The following is a 15,840-nucleotide window of genomic DNA, read 5'->3' as shown; positions in this document are numbered from 1 at the left end:
GATCGGTTGCCCATCTTCCCACATCGTCATGGCCGGGCTTGACCCGGCCATCGACGTCTTCTTTCGTCGATGAGGGCCGACATGGATGCGTGGGACAAGCCTGCGCATGACGGAGAAAGCGGTACCGAAAGCATCGGCTCCCTTTCCCGACGCCCTCGACCGCCTGACGCGCTTCGGCTGGCGCGGCGGGGTCGCGGTCGCGCTGCTGCTGTCGCTCGTGTCGTTCCTGACCGCCGGCTATTTCACCGTCTATTGGCGCAATGCCGACATGGACTTCATGGTGATCTACAATGCGCTCGCCATCAACGATGGCGGCGCACAGGCCTTCTTCGATCACCCGGCCTATCTCACCATCCTCTCGGTCAAGACCTGGTTCGCGTTGCTGCATCGGCTCGGCCTGCTTGAGGCCTGGACATTGTCGGCGATCCCGGCCGATCGCGCCGCCTTCGATGTCGCGATGACCGGCGCCGTCCATGCCGGACGCGTCGCCGCGCTGCTGACGGCGGCCGGCATCATCCTCGCCTTTGCTTGGGCCGCGCGCCGGCTGGTGTCGGATTGGCGCATCGCCATGCTCGCCGTCACCGCCTTCGCGTTCTCCGGCGGCGTGCAGATGCATCTGCGCATCCTGCGCAGCGAGATGATCGCGGCGTCGTTCTGCATCCTCGCGCTGATGATCCTGATCGCGGTCGTGCGCCGCGCCAGCCTGATGCGGCCGCTCGCCGCCGGACTCGCCGCGCTGCTCTGCATGCTCGGCCTGGAGAACAAGGTGCATGCGATCCTGCTGATCGCCGCCATTCCCGTGCTGCTGTTGCCGTTCGGGACGGCGACGAGCGCAAGCGTGGCGTTCTGGCAAAGCTCGCGCGCGTGGGCGGCCGTCATGGTCGCTGCCGTGGCGGCAATAGTCGCCGCGATGGCCGCCTGGCCGCTGGTCGCCGCCGGCTTCGACCCCGTCAATGCGACGGCTGCCGGCCTCAAGCCGATGCTGCTCGGCCGCTTCGGCCTCTATCAGTTCGCGCTGCTCGGCGTGGTCGCGGTCTGCATGGCCGCCTTCGCGTGGTTATGGCGTGTGAGCGCGGCCGAGACCGTCGCGGCGCTGCTGGCGGCGGTGGCCGGCGCAAGCCTCGGCCTGCTGGCACTGAAGTTGAGCTACGACATCAACGATGTCGTGGTCGTGCTCAATCCGCTTGAGAAGATGATCACCTATGTCGACGCGCCCGAGGCCGCCGGCAGCCTGGGCGGTGCGATCGGCCTGTTGCTGTCCGGCGTCTTCGGGGTCATCCGGCGCTACACCTTCGTGCTGCAATCGTCGGCCCGCCCCGCCGTGTTCCTGACCTGGCTGATCATCCCCGGCATCGTCATGGCCTGGCGCCGCGGTGAGCGGCAGGCGGCCATCCAAGCCGTCCTCCTGATGCTGGCGGCCATCGGTATCGACACGCTCGGCGTCCGCCGCGGGCTGAAGGTCGAGTACTTCGTCTTCACCGATCCCCTGATCATCATCGCCGGCATGGTCCTGCTCGATCGTCTGTCGGACCTGCGCTTTTCCCGCTTCGCCTATCCGATCGGCGCGGTGCTGCTCGCGCTCCATGTCGGCATCAGCCAGGCCGAGCCGGTCAAGATGGCGCTCAAGCGCAAGGGGCCCGAGGAGGTCTGCGAGTGGCGCGGCTACTACATGCCACGGCTCGTGCTGCCCTGGTGCGCGCCGCCGAACAGCCCGCCGAGGATGTGATCGAGCGAGATCTTTCCACCGCCATGGGCAATGAGGCCCAGCGCCATCGCGGCCCAGGTCAGATGGATCGGCCAGCCGTCGGGCACCGTGAGCTCGACGATGCATGTCATGAACAGCAGGCCGAGTGCCGCGAAGCGGGTACCGAGGCCGAGAATGAGCAGGACGGGGAAGGTGACCTCGCCGCAGCCCGACAGGAACGCCATCACCGTCGGCATGGGAAAGTGGTATGGCCCGCCAGGCAGATGCAGCATGAACTCGTCGCTGAACAGCGTCACGGCGGTGTCGCTCAGCCTGAGAAAGCCGTCCCATTTGAGAATGCCCGAGCGCCAGAACGGCACCGCCAGCGCAATGCGAGTGACGAGCTGGACTAGGGTGAGCGGGGTCGCGCTCTGCAGCAGCCGAACGGTCTGGCCGACGAGGGAAGGCAGCGACAGTGTCGCGGTCGGCGCCATGGAGTGGTCCGTCGTCATCATGCGTCCTCGAAACTGATGTCCGTGAAGGCGCCGGCCTCGATCAGGCCGGCAATGTTGGTGGCGAGATCGAACTCCGGCGCTGCCTCGAACGCGGCTTCCGCGGCCACGCCGAGCGGCTGCCGCGTGATCAGCAGGCTTGCGAAGATCGCGCCGCCCCGCGGCAGGTGGCGCACGGCGACGTCGAACGCGGGCCGCGTGATCAGCGCGTCCTCCGGGACCGAGCCGTCGATGCGCGGCACCGGCGCATCGCCGCGATTGGCCGAGAAGATCGTCACCGCCGCGAAATCCGAGCGCACGATGCGGGTGGCGGGATGAACGGCGAAGCGCAGCTCGGGCAACCGCTCGGGCGGCACCGTCGCCAGCGTGGCGCCGTCGAGCGGCGCGGCGTCTGCCGCGTGATAGGCGTCGAGCCAGGCCCGCTCGATCTGTGCGACGTCCGTCAGGAACGGCATCGTCCGAGCGTGCTCGTAAGCTGCGATGAAAGCGGGGAAGTCGCGTCCATAGTCGACGAGCAGCGGCGACGTCGGCGGCGTTTCGCGTACATGCGCCCGCGCCATCGCGCGGAAGAAGTCGGGCCCGGTGATGCGCTGCACCGCCGGATAGATCGCGACGAGCGACTCGATCAGGCTGACCGTGACGTTGTTGCGGTAGACGTTGAACCGGCGCCCGGCCGCCTTGGCCAGCGGACCCCTGACGGCGACAGGCGTCGCGCGATCCGGCGTCAGCAGCGCCGCGGCGAACTGAGCGGCATAGTCGGACATATGCTCAGGCTGCGGCATCGCGCACCTCTTGCGAGCAGTCGGGTGCGTGGTCATCGAGAATCGCCTGCGCGGCCGCGGCCTCTGCCTTCAGCACCGGCCAATCCGGAATGTTGCTGTCCCATTCGATCAGCGTCGGCATCGGACCGTTGCGCGCGACCACGCTGGCGAACAGGGCCCACACATCATAGGCGACGGGGCCGTCATGGCTGTCGATCAGCAGCGGCTCGCCTTCATCGTCGGCCTGCACGGCGTGACCGGCGAGATGGATCTCCCCGACAGCGGCGAGCGGAACGTCGGCCAGATAGTCCTGTGGCGAGAAGCCATGATTGATCGCGGAGACGAACACGTTGTTGAGGTCGAGCAGGAGCCCGCAGCCGGTGCGGCGGACGATGGCGCGGATGAAGTCGGTCTCGCTCATCGTCGAGTCGTGAAAGGCGACGTAGGTCGACGGATTTTCCAGCAGGATCGGCCGGCGGATCGCGGTCTGCACCTCATCGATATGGTCGCAGACCCGTGCCAGCGTGGCGGCCGTGTAGGGCAATGGCAGCAGGTCGTTGAAGAACGTCGTATCGTGCGTCGACCATGCCAGATGCTCGGAGACGAGGCTCGGCTGATAGCGGGCGACGAGCTTGCGGAAGCGCGCGAGGTGGTCGCGATCGAGCGGCTGCGGGCCGCCGATCGACATGCAGACGCCGTGGATCGACAGCGGATGATCCCTGCGGATCGCCTCGAGCTGATGGTGTGGCGGACCGCCGGCGCCCATGTAGTTCTCGGCATGGACCTCGAAGAAGCCGGGCCGCGGCGCCTCGGCCAGGATGGCGGTCAGGTGCGACGGCTTGAAGCTGGTCCCGGCGACGCCGCCGAGAGGTGGCGGAAAGCGAAGCGGCATGGTGGGGCCCGGTGCAGGGGGGGCATCGGTGCGCATGCTGCGTCTCCGCTTTCCGCTTGGGGTGAACGAGAGCGATCAGATCGGCTTGAGCGAGCCCTTGCGGCCGCCGGGGACGTCGATGCTGGTGCAGGTGCCGCCCTGGACGAATTTCCACGCGTTGCCCTGGAAGTCGATCGTTGAGGTACCCTGGCAGGTCGTGCCGGGACCGGCGGCGCAATCGTTCTGGCCCTTCAGGGCAACGCCGAAGCATTTCTCCTTCTTGGCGGCCATTGCGGCTTCCGCTTCGGCCTTGGTCAGTGGCCCGGCCATTGCGAGGCTTGCAAGCGCGGTGCTGACGGCGCCGGCGAGCGCCAGCGTGGTGACGGTTCTCTTGGCGGACATGACAATTCCTCTCGTGTTCTGCGTCGCTCGCTTGGCGACGCGCATCTCTCCTTCGCCCGCAGCCACGACAATGTTACGCGGCGACTCCGCTCACGACCCTGTGAGCGGTATTGCGTGCTTGGGAGCTGCCCTAGTCGAGCGCAAGCCGACTCGAAGTGCCAATGCTTTGCAGGCATCATCGACTTAGCCGGCCGGCATTGGCGGCTCACGCCATCGGAGCGCAGTCTGGCGGCTCCCGGTCGCGCGCCGCCCCGCGCGCCGCTCGGTCCGATCGGAGATCCACCTGCGATGATGGCGAGCGCAAAGAGCCGAGTGCCGCGCCGAGGCGCCGCCGACGAGCGGCTGACCGTCAGCATCCGCTTCGCCGTGTCGGCCCTGGTGCTGACCGCGATCCTGCTGACGGCCCTTGCCTCGAGTCTGTTGTGGTGGCGCACCTCGGAGGCGATCAGCCGTCAGCTCGCGAGCACCATCAACGCGCAGATCGCGGGCGCCGTGCGCAAGGAGGTGAGCGCGATCGTCAGCGAGGCGCGCGCCGCGCACACCGCCATCCGCACGCTGTTCCTGCAGAACGTGCTCGACACCCGCGAGGCGGACAAGCGCGAATTCGTGTTCCTGTCGCAGCTGCAGTCGCAGGCGACGATCTCATCGGCGGCGTTCGGCTGGCCGGACGGCTCGTTCTTCGCCGCCCACAAGCTCGGCGACCGGCGCCTGGAGATGATGGAGATCTCGCTGACCGATCATCCCGGCCAGCGCCGCGTCGATGAATACGACGTCGTGCCCGGTGACATCGAGTTCGCGGCACGCCGCTTCGAGCCGACCCGTTTCAAGGTCGCCGACCAGCCCTGGTTCAAGGAGAGCCTCGCTGCGGACGAACCGCGCTGGTTCAGCGTCGATCATCATCCGAGCGGAGACCGCCCGGCGATCGCGCTGGCCGGCCCGATCGATGTCTATCAGGAGCGGCAGGGCGTGCTCGCCATCATCATCGAGCACGCGCGCATCTCGCGCTTTCTCGCCCAGCTTCAGGTCGGCCGCACCGGCAGCGCCTTCATCCTGGCGCTTGATGGCGGCGTGGTCGCGGCGCCCGACGAGACCGCCGACGAGGTCAATGCCGGGCAGGGCCGCCAGCCGCTGCTGCCGATCGCGCAGCAGGCGATGCGGTCCTCGCGCGAAGGCGACGAGGCCTGGCGCGGGCGCGTGCTATCGGGCGACGGCGCCTTCGAGGTCGCGCGCACGGCGCTGCCGTTTCCCGGCTGGTCGCTGGTCACGGTGATTCCGGAAGCGGAGTTTCTCGGTCCGGTCGACGCGGCGCTGCGGCGCGTGATCATCGGTCTCGGCATCGGCGCCGTGCTCGCGGCGCTGGCCTCCGCCGCGCTGGCGCGTGCCGTCATCGCCGCCCCGCTCGGGCGTGTGGTGGCCGAACTGCGTCACGTCGAGGCCTTCGCGCTCGAGCAGGTGCGACGTCATCCCTCGCGGCTTCGCGAGATCGCGAGCCTGTCCGGCGCCATTCATGACATGGCCGGCGGCCTGTCGTCATTCGGCAAGTTCATTCCCGCTGATCTCGTCCGGCAATTGCTGCGGCAGGGCGTCGACGCCAGGCCGGGCGGCCATGTCCAGGAGCTCAGCGTGATGTTCATCGACATCGCCGGCTTCACCGGGTTGTCGGAGCGCATGGGCGACCGTGTCGTGCCGCTGCTGTCGCGCTATCTCGACCTGATCTCGACCGTCATCGTCGACCACGGCGGCACCATCGACAAGTTCATCGGCGATGCGGTGATGGCGTTCTGGGGCGCGCCGGCCGCGCAGCCGGATCATGCGGTTCTGTGCTGCCGCGCCGCGCTGGCGTGCCGAGACGCGGTGGAGGCCAGCGGCCTGTGCGACGATGACGGCCGGCCGCTCGCCATCCGCATCGGCATCAACTCCGGCCCCATGCTGGTCGGCAACATCGGCTCCGAGGTGCGTCTCAACTATACGGTGATCGGCGATGCCGTGAACGTCGCGAGCCGGCTGGAGGGCGCCAACAAGAGCTACGGCACCGATATCCTGATCGGCGAGGGCACCGCGCGGCTGGCGGGCGATGCGTTTCTCACCCGCGAGATCGACCGCATCGCCGTCTATGGCCGCGAAGAGGGCCTGCGCGTCCACGAGCTGGTCGGGCTTGCGGAGAATGTCGCCGCGCAGGACGTGCGCTGGATCGCACACTACGCGTGCGGACTTCAGGACTATCGCGCGCAGCACTTCGAGGCAGCCATCGCGGCGTTTGAAGCAGTCCTCGCGCTCAAGCCCGGCGATCGCGCCGCCGAGGTCATGATCACGCGCTGCAGGCCCCTGGCAGGCACGCGGGCGGATCATCATTGGCATCCGGTGACGGCGCTGACGACGAAGTAACGTGGCCGGTCCGACTAAGCCGACCGCAGCTTGCCGCGCAGCGGCCGCCGTCCGGCGAACACGGCGGCGAGATCCTGAGACGGCGTCGCCGCATCGTCGTCGAGCCGCAGCCGGCCCTCGACATGCAGGAAGTGCTCTCGCGACACCGCGATCGCGCGCAGCAGGTCGCGGTCGCGCAGCGCGTCGACGATCGCGCCGTGCTCGTCGACCGCGCAGATCGACTGCGCCGCCGGCTCGTATACCGACACCATCACCGAGGAGCGGCTGAGCAGATCGGCGAGCATGCGCGACAGCTCGGGATTGCCGATGGAGTCGACGAGATGGACGTGGAAGGCGCCAGACAGCCGCACCGACGTCGCGCGATCGCCGCGCTGCGCGGCGGCGCGCTCCTCGGCCAGATGCGCATCGAGCCGTGCGAGCAGGAGATCATCGACCCGCAGCACCAGCTGGCTGAGCACGCCGGCCTCGAGTACGCGATGTGCCTCATAAACCCGTCTGATATCATCGAGCGTCGGCCGCGGCACCCGCGCGCCACGGTTCGGGATCATCTCCAGCCGCCGCTCGGCGCCGAGCCGGTGAAGAACTTTTCGGATGCGCTCGCGCGAGACACCGAAGAGCGCGGCGAGCGGCGTCTCGGCGAGCTTGGTGCCGGCCTTGAGCTTGCCCTCCAGCAGCGCGCGCAGGATGGCCTGGTACACCGCCTCGTCCTCGGCGGGATTGGCCTTCCCGATTCGCTGCGCTCGCATCGCCATGAGGTTTTAGCTAGGCCCAAAGGCGCGGCACGTCACCTCCAAAAAATGTGCACATTCTGTCCGCGGCCGGGCGCGCTGCGGATCGAGACATAGCCCGGAACGCTGATCTCATTGATGAATCAAGAATGTGCACATTTGGCACGGCGCTTGCTGATCGCGGGTGACACGCCACGCGACAGCTCACACGGGATCCTCGTCATGCACCCCTTCTCCCGACGCAGCCTTCTGAAGACCAGTGCGGCCTTCGCCGCCACGCTCGCCGCGCCAGCCCTGGTGCGCGCCGCCCCGAAAGAGATCGTGATCGGCGGCCCGGCCGGCGCCGCCAAATATTTCAACTCCGACCTGTTTCCGGTGCTGGAGAAGAAGCTCGACTGCAAGGTGCTCTATGAGGGCACCAACTCGCTGACCAATCTGCAGAAGATGCAGGCCGACAAGGCGAGCCCGAAGATCTCGGTGGTGATCATGGACGACCCGGTGATGCTGCCGGCCGCGGCCGAAGGGCTGATCACCAAGATGTCGGCGTCGGCGATTCCCAATCTCGGCAAGCTGGTCGACGACGCCGTGCACCAGGACGGCATGTGGGCCAATTACCAGAAGCCGTGGGTGGGCATCGCCTATTCCACCAGGCGCATGAAGACGCCGCCCGTCAGTTGGGCCGAGCTGTGGGACGCGAAATACGACTCCAAGATCGTCGTGCCGTCGCTGTCCAACACCGAAGGGTTCTGGACGCTGCTCGCCGCCGCGCATCTCGAGACCGGCAAGCCCTACAAGGAGGCGCAGTACGAAATCGACGCCGGCTTCAAGAAGATCAAGAGCCTGAAGGCCAATCTGCTGAACGTCTATACCAACGCACCGCAGGCCATCAATCTGCTGGAGCAGGGCGAGGCCTGGATGATCGGCGGCCAGTTCTCGGCCTACACGCTGATCCGGAAAGCGGACGGCTCGCCGGTCGATCTCGCAATCCCGAGGGATGGCGGCTTCTCGATGCCGTCGGGCATCGCCAAGGTGAGCGGCGCGCCGGCCGGCGACCTCGCCGACGCCGCGATCGACTTCTATCTCAGCCCGGAGGCGCAGAGCATCCTCGCCAAGACGGCGTTCATCGCGCCGACCAATCAGGCCACGCCGCTGCCGGCCGGTTATCCCGATCCCGCGACATTGTTCGCGCCCGACTGGGCCTTCATCGCGAAGAACCGCGCCGGCTGGGTCGATCGCTGGAGCAAGGAGATGACATGAGCGCCGCTCCGCATCTCGTCATCAGCGGGGTCTCGAAGCGGTTTGGCGCGGCGACCGTGCTCGATCGCGTCGATCTCACGATCCGCCGCGGCGAGCTGGTGACCCTGCTCGGCCCATCCGGCTGCGGCAAGACCACCTTGCTGCGTGCGATCGCCGGCCTCGCGCCGCCCGACACCGGGACGATCGCGCTCGCCGGGCGCGACGTCACCCATGTGCCGCCGCACCGGCGCAATGTCGGCGTCGTGTTCCAGAGCTATGCGCTGTTTCCGCATCTCACCGTCGCCGGCAACGTCGCCTTCGGACTGAAGGTGCGCGGCACGCCCAAGGCCGAGACCGACCGCGCGGTCGAGCGCGCGCTCGCGCTGGTCAAGCTCAGCCATCTCGGCGGCCGCCGCATCTCGGCGCTGTCGGGCGGCCAGCAGCAGCGCGTCGCGCTGGCGCGGGCGATCGCGGTCGAGCCGGACGTGCTGCTGTTCGACGAGGCGCTGTCGGCGCTCGATCGCAAGCTGCGCGAGGAGATGCAGGTCGAGCTGCGCCGCCTGCTGCAGGAGGTCAAGGCGACCGCGATCTTCGTCACTCATGACCAGGACGAGGCGCTGACGATGTCGGACCGGGTTGCGGTCATGAACAAGGGCCGCATCGAGCAGCTCGCCGAGCCGCGCGAGCTGTATGCCCGGCCGGCCAGCCTGTTCGCGCTCAACTTCGTCGGGCTGTCGACGCGCATCGCCGGCCAGGTGGTCGGCGCGCAGGACGGCACTGTGGAGGTGGTGACGCCGGTCGGCCGCCTGTCGGCGCGCGGCGCGTTCCAGCCGGGCGCCTCGGTGATCGTGGCGACGCGGCCGGAGCAGTTGCGGCTGGGCGCTGGTGACGGTGCCAACTCCGCGGCCGGCCGAGTTCGGTCGGTCGTGTTCCAGGGCTCGCGGACCCTGGTGGACGTCGATGCCGGCGCTGGCGCGAGCCTGCTCGCCGAGCTCTCGGGCCGCGAGGCCGAGCTGCCGCGCGTGCATGACGAGGTCCGCTTCGCCTGGCCCGTCGCCGAGACCTTCGCCTTCGCCGCCGAGACCTGACCATGACCGACGCCGTGCTATCAGCACCGATCGTCAAGCCCGCGCCGGATCGCGACAGGCTCGCCGCCTTCGGCTTCGTCGCGCCATCGCTGCTGATCATCGCGCTGGTGTTCGTGCTGCCGCTGGCGCTGCTCCTCGGCGTCAGCGTGCTCGACCCCAAGGGCGGCGTCACCTCGGCGCATTACGTCCGGTTGCTCGGCACGCCCTATTATCTCGGAATCATCTGGAACTCGCTGCGGCTCGGCCTGCTGACGACCCTGATCGCCTTCTTCATCTCCTATCCCGCGGCGTTCGCGCTGGCGCGTGCGCGCGGCCCACTGCGCTCGATCCTGCTGGCGACCTTGTTCCTGCCGCTCGCCGCCTCCGTCATCGTCAAGGCGTTCGCCTGGACCATCCTGCTGCGCAGCGACGGCCTCATCAACACGGTGCTGATCGCAGTCGGGATCATCGAGGATCCGATCCGCATGATCTTCACCCAGACCGCGCTGATCGTCGGCGCCGTCAATATCTTCCTGCCGTTCATGGCGCTGCCGATCTACGCGGTGGTGGCGCAGCTGGACGGGCGCTATGCGGAAGCCGCCGCGACGCTCGGCGCCTCGCCGCTGGTCGTGTTCTTCCGCGTCATCCTGCCGCTGACCCTGCCGGGCATCATCGCCGGCGTCGCCCTGGTGTTCTCGCTGTCGGTGTCGGCCTATGTGGTGCCGACGCTGCTGATCGGCGAGAAATATCCGACGCTCGCCACCACCATCGCCAAGGCTTATCTCCTGGCGCGCGAGCCCGGCTTCGGCGCCGCCGCCGGCGTGGTGCTGCTGGCGATCGCCGTCATCGTCGTCGCGCTCAGCGCGATGCTGTCGCGCGAGCCCAAATGATGTCGCGCCTTGCCATCATCATCTGCTGGGCGCTCGCGGTCGGGCTCGCATTGTTCCTGCTGCTGCCGCTGGTCGTGATCGCCGCGGCAAGCTTCTCGCCGACGCCGGTGTTCGACCTGCCGCTGTCAGGCGCATCGCTGCGCTGGTATGGCCGCATCGGCCGGCTCGACGGTTTCTGGCCGTCGCTGTCGCTGTCGCTGCAGATCGCCGTGCTGTCGACCGCGCTGTCGCTGGTCGCCGGCACGCTCGCCGCCATCGCCATCGCGCGCGGCAGGCTGCCCGGCGCCACCGCGCTGGGCACGCTGCTGGTGTCGCCCCTGATGATGCCCGGCCTCGTGCTCGGCATCGCGCTGCTGCAATATTTCCGCATGGTCGGCTTCACCGCGACCTGGAGCGCGCTGCTGGTGGCGCATCTCGTGGTGACGCTGCCTTACGTCGCGCGCACCATGATCGCCGGGCTCTCCCGCTTCGACTTCACCTTGATCGAGGCGGCGCGCACGCTCGGCTGCACCTATGCCGGCAGCGTGCTCAGGGTGATGGTGCCGGCTTTGGCGCCGTCGTTCCTGATCGCAGGGCTGTTCAGCCTGCTGGCCTCGTTCGACAACTATCCGGTCTCGATCTTCCTGACGGATGTGCGTTCCAAGACGCTGCCGATCCGCATGCTGCAATATATCGAGGAGGCGCCCGATCCGACGTTGGCCGCGCTCTCCACCCTCATTCTTGCCGGCACCCTGGTGCTGCTGCTGATCAGCGATCGCCTGGTCGGCCTGCACCGCATGGCCGGAACCGCGGATTGACGCGATGACCTCACAGCCTGCCTTCCGCCGCGATCTCACGGGCTATGCCGGCAGGCCGCCGCATCCGCGTTGGCCCCACGACGCACGCGTCGCGGTGTCGCTGGTGGTGAATTTCGAGGAGGGCTCTGAATTCTCGATGTGCGACGGCGATACGAGCAACGAGGCGATCTACGAGGTCGTGCACCGGCTCGACGGCCCCGACCCCTGCATCGACAGCCATTTCGAATACGGCACGCGGGCGGCGTGGTGGCGCATCATGGACCTGTTCGACAGCCATGGCGTCAAGGTCACCGTCAGCGCCTGCGGCCGCGCGGTGGAGCGTTCGCCGGAGCTCGCCCGCGATGCCGTGGCGCGCGACCATGAGATCTCTGCGCATGGCTGGCGCTGGCAGAGCCACGCCGGCATGGGCGAGACCGAGGAGCGCCGCGTGATCGCGCGCACGGTGGAGACGATCCAGCGCGTCACCGGCAGGCCGCCGTTGGGATGGCACACGCGCTCGGCGAGCTCGCCCAACACGCGGCGGCTGCTGGTCGAGCAGGGCGGCTTCCTCTACGACAGCGACGCCTACAATGACGACCTGCCGTATTATGTCGCCGTCGCCGGCCGCCCGCATCTGGTGCTGCCTTACGCCTTCGACAGCAACGACATGCAGTTCTTCAACGGCTCGCGCTTCCGCGGCGCGGACTTCGCCGACTACGTCATCGACGCCTTCGACTGGCTGGTGCGCGAGGGCGCGACGGCGCCGAAGATGCTGTCGATCGGGCTGCATCTGCGCATGATCGGCCGCCCCGGCCGGATCGGCGCGCTCGACCGCATCCTCAATCACATCACAGGCAACGGTGCGGCGTGGATCGCGCCGCGCGCCGACATCGCCCGGCACTGGCTGGCGACGGTGCCGCCGGAATCCTGAGCGCGGTCAATCGTCGTTGGCGATGTCCTCGTCGGTCAGCGGCACCTCGATGGTGCCGCCCTCGCCGGTCGCGAGGTCGCGCTCGTCATCGATCGGCTCGCCATCCCGTTCGTCCGCGTCGAGCGGCCACAATCCGCGATCATGCCCGTTGCGTGGTGTCATGGCAGGTCCTCCCGCCGGGATAAGATCGGGCGCGCGCAATGGTTCATGCGATCTGGCCGGGGTGTGGCGGACTGGCGCAGGCCGGTTCCGGCGACTACATCTGCGCCATGGCCGATCCCACCGCGCTGAAATCCTTTCTCGACAATCACCGCCGCATCGTCGTGCTCACCGGCGCCGGCTGCAGCACCAACTCCGGCATTCCCGACTATCGCGACACCGACGGGCAGTGGAAGCGCACGCCGCCGGTGACCTATCAGGCCTTCGTCGGCAGCGACGAGACGCGCCGCCGCTACTGGGCGCGCAGCATGGTCGGCTGGCGACGCTTCGGCCGCGCCCAGCCGAACGGCGCGCATCATGCGCTGGCGCGGCTGGAGGCGCAGGGCAAGAGCTCGCTGCTGGTGACGCAGAATGTCGACCGGCTGCACCAGGCCGCCGGGACCAACAACGTCATCGATCTGCACGGGCGGCTCGATCGCGTCCGCTGCCTGGGATGCGGCGCCGTGCTGTCGCGGGCCGACTTTCAGGACGACCTGGCCGGCGCCAATCCGCACTGGCTGGCGCATGATGCCGCCGCGGCGCCCGATGGCGATGCCGATCTCGACGGCGTCGATTTCGCTGAGTTCACCGTGCCGGCCTGTCGCGTCTGCGGCGGCATCCTCAAGCCCGACGTCGTGTTCTTCGGCGAAACCGTCCCGCGCGAGGTCGTCGCCACCGCGCGCGAGCATGTCGAGCAGGCCGACGCCATGCTCGTCGTCGGCACCTCGCTGATGGTCTATTCCGGCTTCCGCTTCGTCCGCGCCGCCGCCGACCGCAACATCCCCATCGTCGCCGTCAATCTCGGCCGCACCCGTGCGGATGACCTCTTGTCGCTGAAGGTGGAAGCGCCGTGCGACGAGGCGCTGGCGTTTTTGTTGGAGGGGTAGGGAGTAAGCTCGATTCCGAATGAGACGCGAGATCTTCCGGCTTGCTCAGTTCAACCTCGCCCCGCTTGCGGGGAGAGGTCGGATGGCATCGAAGATGCCATCCGGGTGAGGGGGACTCTCCACACGGTCAGTGGTTGTGGCTGCCCCTCACCCCAACCCTCTCCCCGTAAGAACGGGGAGAGGGAGCTCACCGTTGCTGCGGCGAGAGCTCGGCTCACATGAGCCAGACACCTCACCGCGACTGCGGCTCCTCGCGCTGCTCGACGCGGTCCTTGTTGTTGACCTGCTCGCTCTCCGGCTTGCCGACCTCGACCGTCTTGCCGGCCTGGTTGCCTGGATTGTAGTGAAACTTGCCCTCGTGGTTCTCGCCCGGCTGCTTCTGATCGGGATTGACGTTGTCGGCCATGGAACTCTCCTGTCGCTGTGCCGGACAACGTCGCGGACATGATGCTTGTTCCGCGGCCGCGCGCCGCGGTCCCGTCGGTGCGACATCACTGCTCTCTCTGTGCGCACTATCACGGAAGCTGCGCGTCCTGTTCGCCATGATCTCCCCATCGGCTGCACGAGGCAGCCTCGAGGATCGAGGGACAAGGTCATGACTTCCAGCATTCGTCTGTTCGCCGCCGCCGCCATCGTCGCGACCGCCGGCCTGCTCGCGTCAGCATCGACATCGCCGGCCTCGGCCGGCTGGGAGTGGCTCGGCAACAAGAACTACGTCAATTGCCTGCAGCTGTTTGCGAGCGGCAACTTCCTGATGCCGGCAAACGCCACCCCGGCCCAGCGCGCGGCCAAGCACGAAGCCGGCCGCCGCTACTGCAACCGCCAGTACTACGGCCACGATTGAGGATGACAGTTGCAGGCACGATCGAGGCCGCGCGCCGCCTCGATCGTCGCAGCCTGCTGCCTCACGCCGCCGTCACGCGCCAGATGCAGTTGCCGACATCGTCGGCCACCAGCAGCGAGCCGTCCGGGCCGAGCGTCACGCCGACCGGCCGGCCATAGGAGAAGCTCTCGTCCGGCGCCAGGAAGCCCGAGAGGATGTCGCGCGCCGGGCCCGACGGCTTGCCGTTCTCGAACGGGATGAACACGACCTTGTAGCCGGACAGCTTGCTGCGGTTCCACGAGCCGTGCTGGCCGATCACCATGCCCTCCTGGGGGAAGCCGGGCAGGGTGCCTGCCGGCAGCCAGCACAGGCCGAGCGAGGCGGTGTGGCCGCCGAGCGCATAGTCCGGCGTGAGCGCGGTCGCGACCAGGGCCGGATCCTGCGGCACGCGGTCGTCGACCGTCTTGCCCCAGTAGCAATAGGGCCAGCCATAGAAGCCGCCCTCGCGCACCGAGGTGAGGTAATCCGGCGGCGTCTCGTCGCCGAGCCCGTCGCGCTCGTTGACGACGGTCCACAGCACCTTCGTCGACGGCTCGAACGCCAGCCCCACCGCATTGCGCAGGCCTGATGCGAAGATGCGGCTCGCGCCGCTCGCGATGTCCAGCTCATAGATGCAGGCGCGGCCCTCCTCGACCTCGAAGCCCAGCTCGGCGATGTTGGTGAGCGAGCCGACGCCGGCATAGAGCTTGCTGCCGTCGGGGCTGACCAGCAGGCTGCGCGTCCAGTGCCCGCCCGGCTTGAACGTGGTCAGCCGCTTACCCGACACGGTGATGCGCTCGGCGCCCGCAGAATAGGGGAAGGCGACGATGCCGTCGGTGTTGCCGACATAGAAGGTGTCGCCGACCAGCGCCATGCCGAACGGCTGGCTGAGATTCTCCATGAAGGCATTGCGGCGCTCGGCGGTGCCGTCGCCGTCGGCATCGACCAGCCGCGTGATGCGGTTGGCGCTGACGCCGAGCGCCGCGGCCCGCCGCATCGTCGCCTGCATCGCATAGCCGAACATGTTGCGCACCGGGCTCGGAATCTGCGTCGCCTCGGCGATCAGCACCGACTTGTCCGGCATCACATAGATCCAGCGCGGATGATCGAGCCCGGTGGCGAACGCATTCACCTTCAGCCCCGCCGCCGCCACCGGCTTTTCGCCGTCGCGCCAGCCCCGCGCCGTCGGCATCTTCAAGGTCGGCAGCAGGCCCTGCGGCTTCGCGACCGGAATCTGCGGCTGCGCCCCCCAGGCCGGCTGCGGCGTCTCCCCCTGCAGCTTGCGCCACTGCAGCGCCGCATTGCCAACCAGCGCGACACCGCGCGCGACGATGGAGGAGAGCGTGGTCATGGGAATCCTGTTTCGGACTGGATCGACGGATGGGATGAGCGGCCATCGGGCGATGGCGGAAAGACCATGTCGTTATGGTCTACCACGCCCAACGTGACAACTGCGTGCGCCGCGGATGGGGCCTGCGGAACCCGCCGCCAACTTCCCGCCATCGCGCACGCCGCCCGCGCCCCCCTCCCCCACGCCACCATCGCGCCAGCGATGGCGGCACGCGGGGAGGGTCGGGGGTGGGGTGCCACACGGGTGGTGCCGGCCGGCACCTTCCCGAACAGTTGCCGACGTCTCCATGACGACGGCCT

At 68.3% G+C, this 15,840-nt stretch carries 17 protein-coding genes; 9 read left to right on the top strand and 8 right to left on the bottom strand.

Going from position 1 to position 15,840, the window contains the following annotated elements; all coding sequences use genetic code 11:
- Positions 1-106 precede the first annotated feature (106 nt).
- Positions 107-1,726 carry a hypothetical protein gene (locus QX041_RS31215; protein ID WP_316167759.1) on the top strand — a complete coding sequence of 540 codons (1,620 nt, stop codon included), beginning with the start codon at positions 107-109 and terminating at the stop codon, positions 1,724-1,726.
- On the opposite strand, the gene QX041_RS31210 is transcribed toward QX041_RS31215, so the two are convergent.
- From QX041_RS31210 to QX041_RS31195, 4 genes are read right to left on the bottom strand one after another with little or no spacing between them, the layout of a single operon-like run.
- The gene (locus QX041_RS31210) at positions 1,666-2,196 is read right to left on the bottom strand and encodes a DoxX family protein (protein WP_409977912.1); all 531 of its coding nucleotides are present in this window, start codon (positions 2,194-2,196) and stop codon (positions 1,666-1,668) included. The two genes, QX041_RS31215 and QX041_RS31210, sit on opposite strands and share 61 nt — an antisense overlap.
- On the bottom strand, positions 2,196-2,978 hold the full coding sequence (locus tag QX041_RS31205; protein WP_315750664.1) for a DNA-binding domain-containing protein: 783 nt from the start codon (positions 2,976-2,978) through the stop codon (positions 2,196-2,198). Before QX041_RS31205 ends, QX041_RS31210 begins: the two co-directional genes overlap by 1 nt.
- Positions 2,965-3,885, bottom strand: coding sequence for a DUF692 domain-containing protein (locus tag QX041_RS31200; RefSeq protein WP_316167758.1), 921 nt, complete (start codon positions 3,883-3,885; stop codon positions 2,965-2,967). Before QX041_RS31200 ends, QX041_RS31205 begins: the two co-directional genes overlap by 14 nt.
- Positions 3,886-3,924: 39 nt before the next feature.
- Positions 3,925-4,230, bottom strand: coding sequence for a DUF2282 domain-containing protein (locus QX041_RS31195; protein WP_315715966.1), 306 nt, complete (start codon positions 4,228-4,230; stop codon positions 3,925-3,927).
- A 288-nt stretch (positions 4,231-4,518) separates the two neighbouring features.
- Between QX041_RS31195 and QX041_RS31190 the strand changes: the two genes are divergently transcribed.
- A complete protein-coding gene (locus QX041_RS31190; RefSeq protein ID WP_316167756.1) occupies positions 4,519-6,615 on the top strand; it encodes an adenylate/guanylate cyclase domain-containing protein in 2,097 nt (698 codons plus the stop codon).
- Between the two features lie 14 nt (positions 6,616-6,629).
- Here the strand turns inward: QX041_RS31190 and QX041_RS31185 are convergent, their stop codons facing one another.
- A complete protein-coding gene (locus tag QX041_RS31185) occupies positions 6,630-7,367 on the bottom strand; it encodes a GntR family transcriptional regulator (RefSeq protein WP_315715968.1) in 738 nt (245 codons plus the stop codon).
- Positions 7,368-7,565: 198 nt separating this feature from the next.
- On the opposite strand from QX041_RS31185, the gene QX041_RS31180 reads away from it, so the two are divergent.
- The 5 genes from QX041_RS31180 to QX041_RS31160 are packed head-to-tail and all read left to right on the top strand — an operon-like array spanning position 7,566 to position 12,243.
- Positions 7,566-8,600 carry an extracellular solute-binding protein gene (locus QX041_RS31180; protein WP_315715969.1) on the top strand — a complete coding sequence of 345 codons (1,035 nt, stop codon included), beginning with the start codon at positions 7,566-7,568 and terminating at the stop codon, positions 8,598-8,600.
- Complete coding sequence (locus tag QX041_RS31175; RefSeq protein WP_315715970.1) at positions 8,597-9,667, top strand: ABC transporter ATP-binding protein; 1,071 nt, start codon at positions 8,597-8,599, stop codon at positions 9,665-9,667. Before QX041_RS31180 ends, QX041_RS31175 begins: the two co-directional genes overlap by 4 nt.
- Before the next feature lie 2 nt (positions 9,668-9,669).
- Entirely contained in the window at positions 9,670-10,536 is an 867-nt protein-coding gene (locus QX041_RS31170) for an ABC transporter permease (RefSeq protein WP_315715971.1), read from the top strand.
- Entirely contained in the window at positions 10,533-11,333 is an 801-nt protein-coding gene (locus tag QX041_RS31165; protein WP_315715972.1) for an ABC transporter permease, read from the top strand. The genes QX041_RS31170 and QX041_RS31165 overlap by 4 nt, the downstream gene beginning before the upstream one ends.
- A 4-nt stretch (positions 11,334-11,337) precedes the next feature.
- Positions 11,338-12,243, top strand: coding sequence for a polysaccharide deacetylase family protein (locus QX041_RS31160; RefSeq protein WP_315715973.1), 906 nt, complete (start codon positions 11,338-11,340; stop codon positions 12,241-12,243).
- Positions 12,244-12,249: 6 nt separating this feature from the next.
- Here the strand turns inward: QX041_RS31160 and QX041_RS31155 are convergent, their stop codons facing one another.
- Positions 12,250-12,405 carry a hypothetical protein gene (locus tag QX041_RS31155; RefSeq protein ID WP_315715974.1) on the bottom strand — a complete coding sequence of 52 codons (156 nt, stop codon included), beginning with the start codon at positions 12,403-12,405 and terminating at the stop codon, positions 12,250-12,252.
- A 107-nt stretch (positions 12,406-12,512) separates the two neighbouring features.
- Between QX041_RS31155 and QX041_RS31150 the strand changes: the two genes are divergently transcribed.
- Positions 12,513-13,328 (top strand): NAD-dependent protein deacetylase, encoded by an 816-nt coding sequence (locus QX041_RS31150; protein ID WP_316167815.1) that lies wholly within the window; start codon positions 12,513-12,515, stop codon positions 13,326-13,328.
- Between the two features lie 232 nt (positions 13,329-13,560).
- Here the strand turns inward: QX041_RS31150 and QX041_RS31145 are convergent, their stop codons facing one another.
- A complete protein-coding gene (locus tag QX041_RS31145; protein ID WP_316167754.1) occupies positions 13,561-13,734 on the bottom strand; it encodes a hypothetical protein in 174 nt (57 codons plus the stop codon).
- A 189-nt stretch (positions 13,735-13,923) separates the two neighbouring features.
- Between QX041_RS31145 and QX041_RS31140 the strand changes: the two genes are divergently transcribed.
- The gene (locus QX041_RS31140; protein WP_316167753.1) at positions 13,924-14,172 is read left to right on the top strand and encodes a hypothetical protein; all 249 of its coding nucleotides are present in this window, start codon (positions 13,924-13,926) and stop codon (positions 14,170-14,172) included.
- A 61-nt stretch (positions 14,173-14,233) separates the two neighbouring features.
- On the opposite strand, the gene QX041_RS31135 is transcribed toward QX041_RS31140, so the two are convergent.
- On the bottom strand, positions 14,234-15,541 hold the full coding sequence (locus QX041_RS31135) for a sorbosone dehydrogenase family protein (protein WP_316167751.1): 1,308 nt from the start codon (positions 15,539-15,541) through the stop codon (positions 14,234-14,236).
- Between the last annotated feature and the right edge of the window lie 299 nt (positions 15,542-15,840).

Source organism: Bradyrhizobium sp. SZCCHNRI2009 (genome assembly GCF_032485115.1).
GTDB lineage: Bacteria > Pseudomonadota > Alphaproteobacteria > Rhizobiales > Xanthobacteraceae > Bradyrhizobium.
The sequence above is the reverse complement of the archived record's forward strand: the minus strand, read 5'-3'. Positions and strand labels throughout refer to the sequence as shown.

What these genes read in the sequence shown, in the direction of transcription:
- QX041_RS31215 (WP_316167759.1), top strand. Translation starts at nt 107, where the DNA reads ATGACGGAGAAAGCGGTACCGAAAGCATCGGCTCCCTTTCCCGACGCC.
- QX041_RS31165 (WP_315715972.1), top strand. Translation starts at nt 10,533, where the DNA reads ATGATGTCGCGCCTTGCCATCATCATCTGCTGGGCGCTCGCGGTCGGG.
- QX041_RS31140 (WP_316167753.1), top strand. Translation starts at nt 13,924, where the DNA reads ATGACTTCCAGCATTCGTCTGTTCGCCGCCGCCGCCATCGTCGCGACC.
- QX041_RS31150 (WP_316167815.1), top strand. Translation starts at nt 12,513, where the DNA reads ATGGCCGATCCCACCGCGCTGAAATCCTTTCTCGACAATCACCGCCGC.
- QX041_RS31205 (WP_315750664.1), bottom strand. Translation starts at nt 2,978, where the DNA reads ATGCCGCAGCCTGAGCATATGTCCGACTATGCCGCTCAGTTCGCCGCG.
- QX041_RS31195 (WP_315715966.1), bottom strand. Translation starts at nt 4,230, where the DNA reads ATGTCCGCCAAGAGAACCGTCACCACGCTGGCGCTCGCCGGCGCCGTC.
- QX041_RS31200 (WP_316167758.1), bottom strand. Translation starts at nt 3,885, where the DNA reads ATGCGCACCGATGCCCCCCCTGCACCGGGCCCCACCATGCCGCTTCGC.
- QX041_RS31160 (WP_315715973.1), top strand. Translation starts at nt 11,338, where the DNA reads ATGACCTCACAGCCTGCCTTCCGCCGCGATCTCACGGGCTATGCCGGC.
- QX041_RS31145 (WP_316167754.1), bottom strand. Translation starts at nt 13,734, where the DNA reads ATGGCCGACAACGTCAATCCCGATCAGAAGCAGCCGGGCGAGAACCAC.
- QX041_RS31135 (WP_316167751.1), bottom strand. Translation starts at nt 15,541, where the DNA reads ATGACCACGCTCTCCTCCATCGTCGCGCGCGGTGTCGCGCTGGTTGGC.
- QX041_RS31155 (WP_315715974.1), bottom strand. Translation starts at nt 12,405, where the DNA reads ATGACACCACGCAACGGGCATGATCGCGGATTGTGGCCGCTCGACGCG.
- QX041_RS31170 (WP_315715971.1), top strand. Translation starts at nt 9,670, where the DNA reads ATGACCGACGCCGTGCTATCAGCACCGATCGTCAAGCCCGCGCCGGAT.
- QX041_RS31180 (WP_315715969.1), top strand. Translation starts at nt 7,566, where the DNA reads ATGCACCCCTTCTCCCGACGCAGCCTTCTGAAGACCAGTGCGGCCTTC.
- QX041_RS31185 (WP_315715968.1), bottom strand. Translation starts at nt 7,367, where the DNA reads ATGGCGATGCGAGCGCAGCGAATCGGGAAGGCCAATCCCGCCGAGGAC.
- QX041_RS31210 (WP_409977912.1), bottom strand. Translation starts at nt 2,196, where the DNA reads ATGACGACGGACCACTCCATGGCGCCGACCGCGACACTGTCGCTGCCT.
- QX041_RS31190 (WP_316167756.1), top strand. Translation starts at nt 4,519, where the DNA reads ATGATGGCGAGCGCAAAGAGCCGAGTGCCGCGCCGAGGCGCCGCCGAC.
- QX041_RS31175 (WP_315715970.1), top strand. Translation starts at nt 8,597, where the DNA reads ATGAGCGCCGCTCCGCATCTCGTCATCAGCGGGGTCTCGAAGCGGTTT.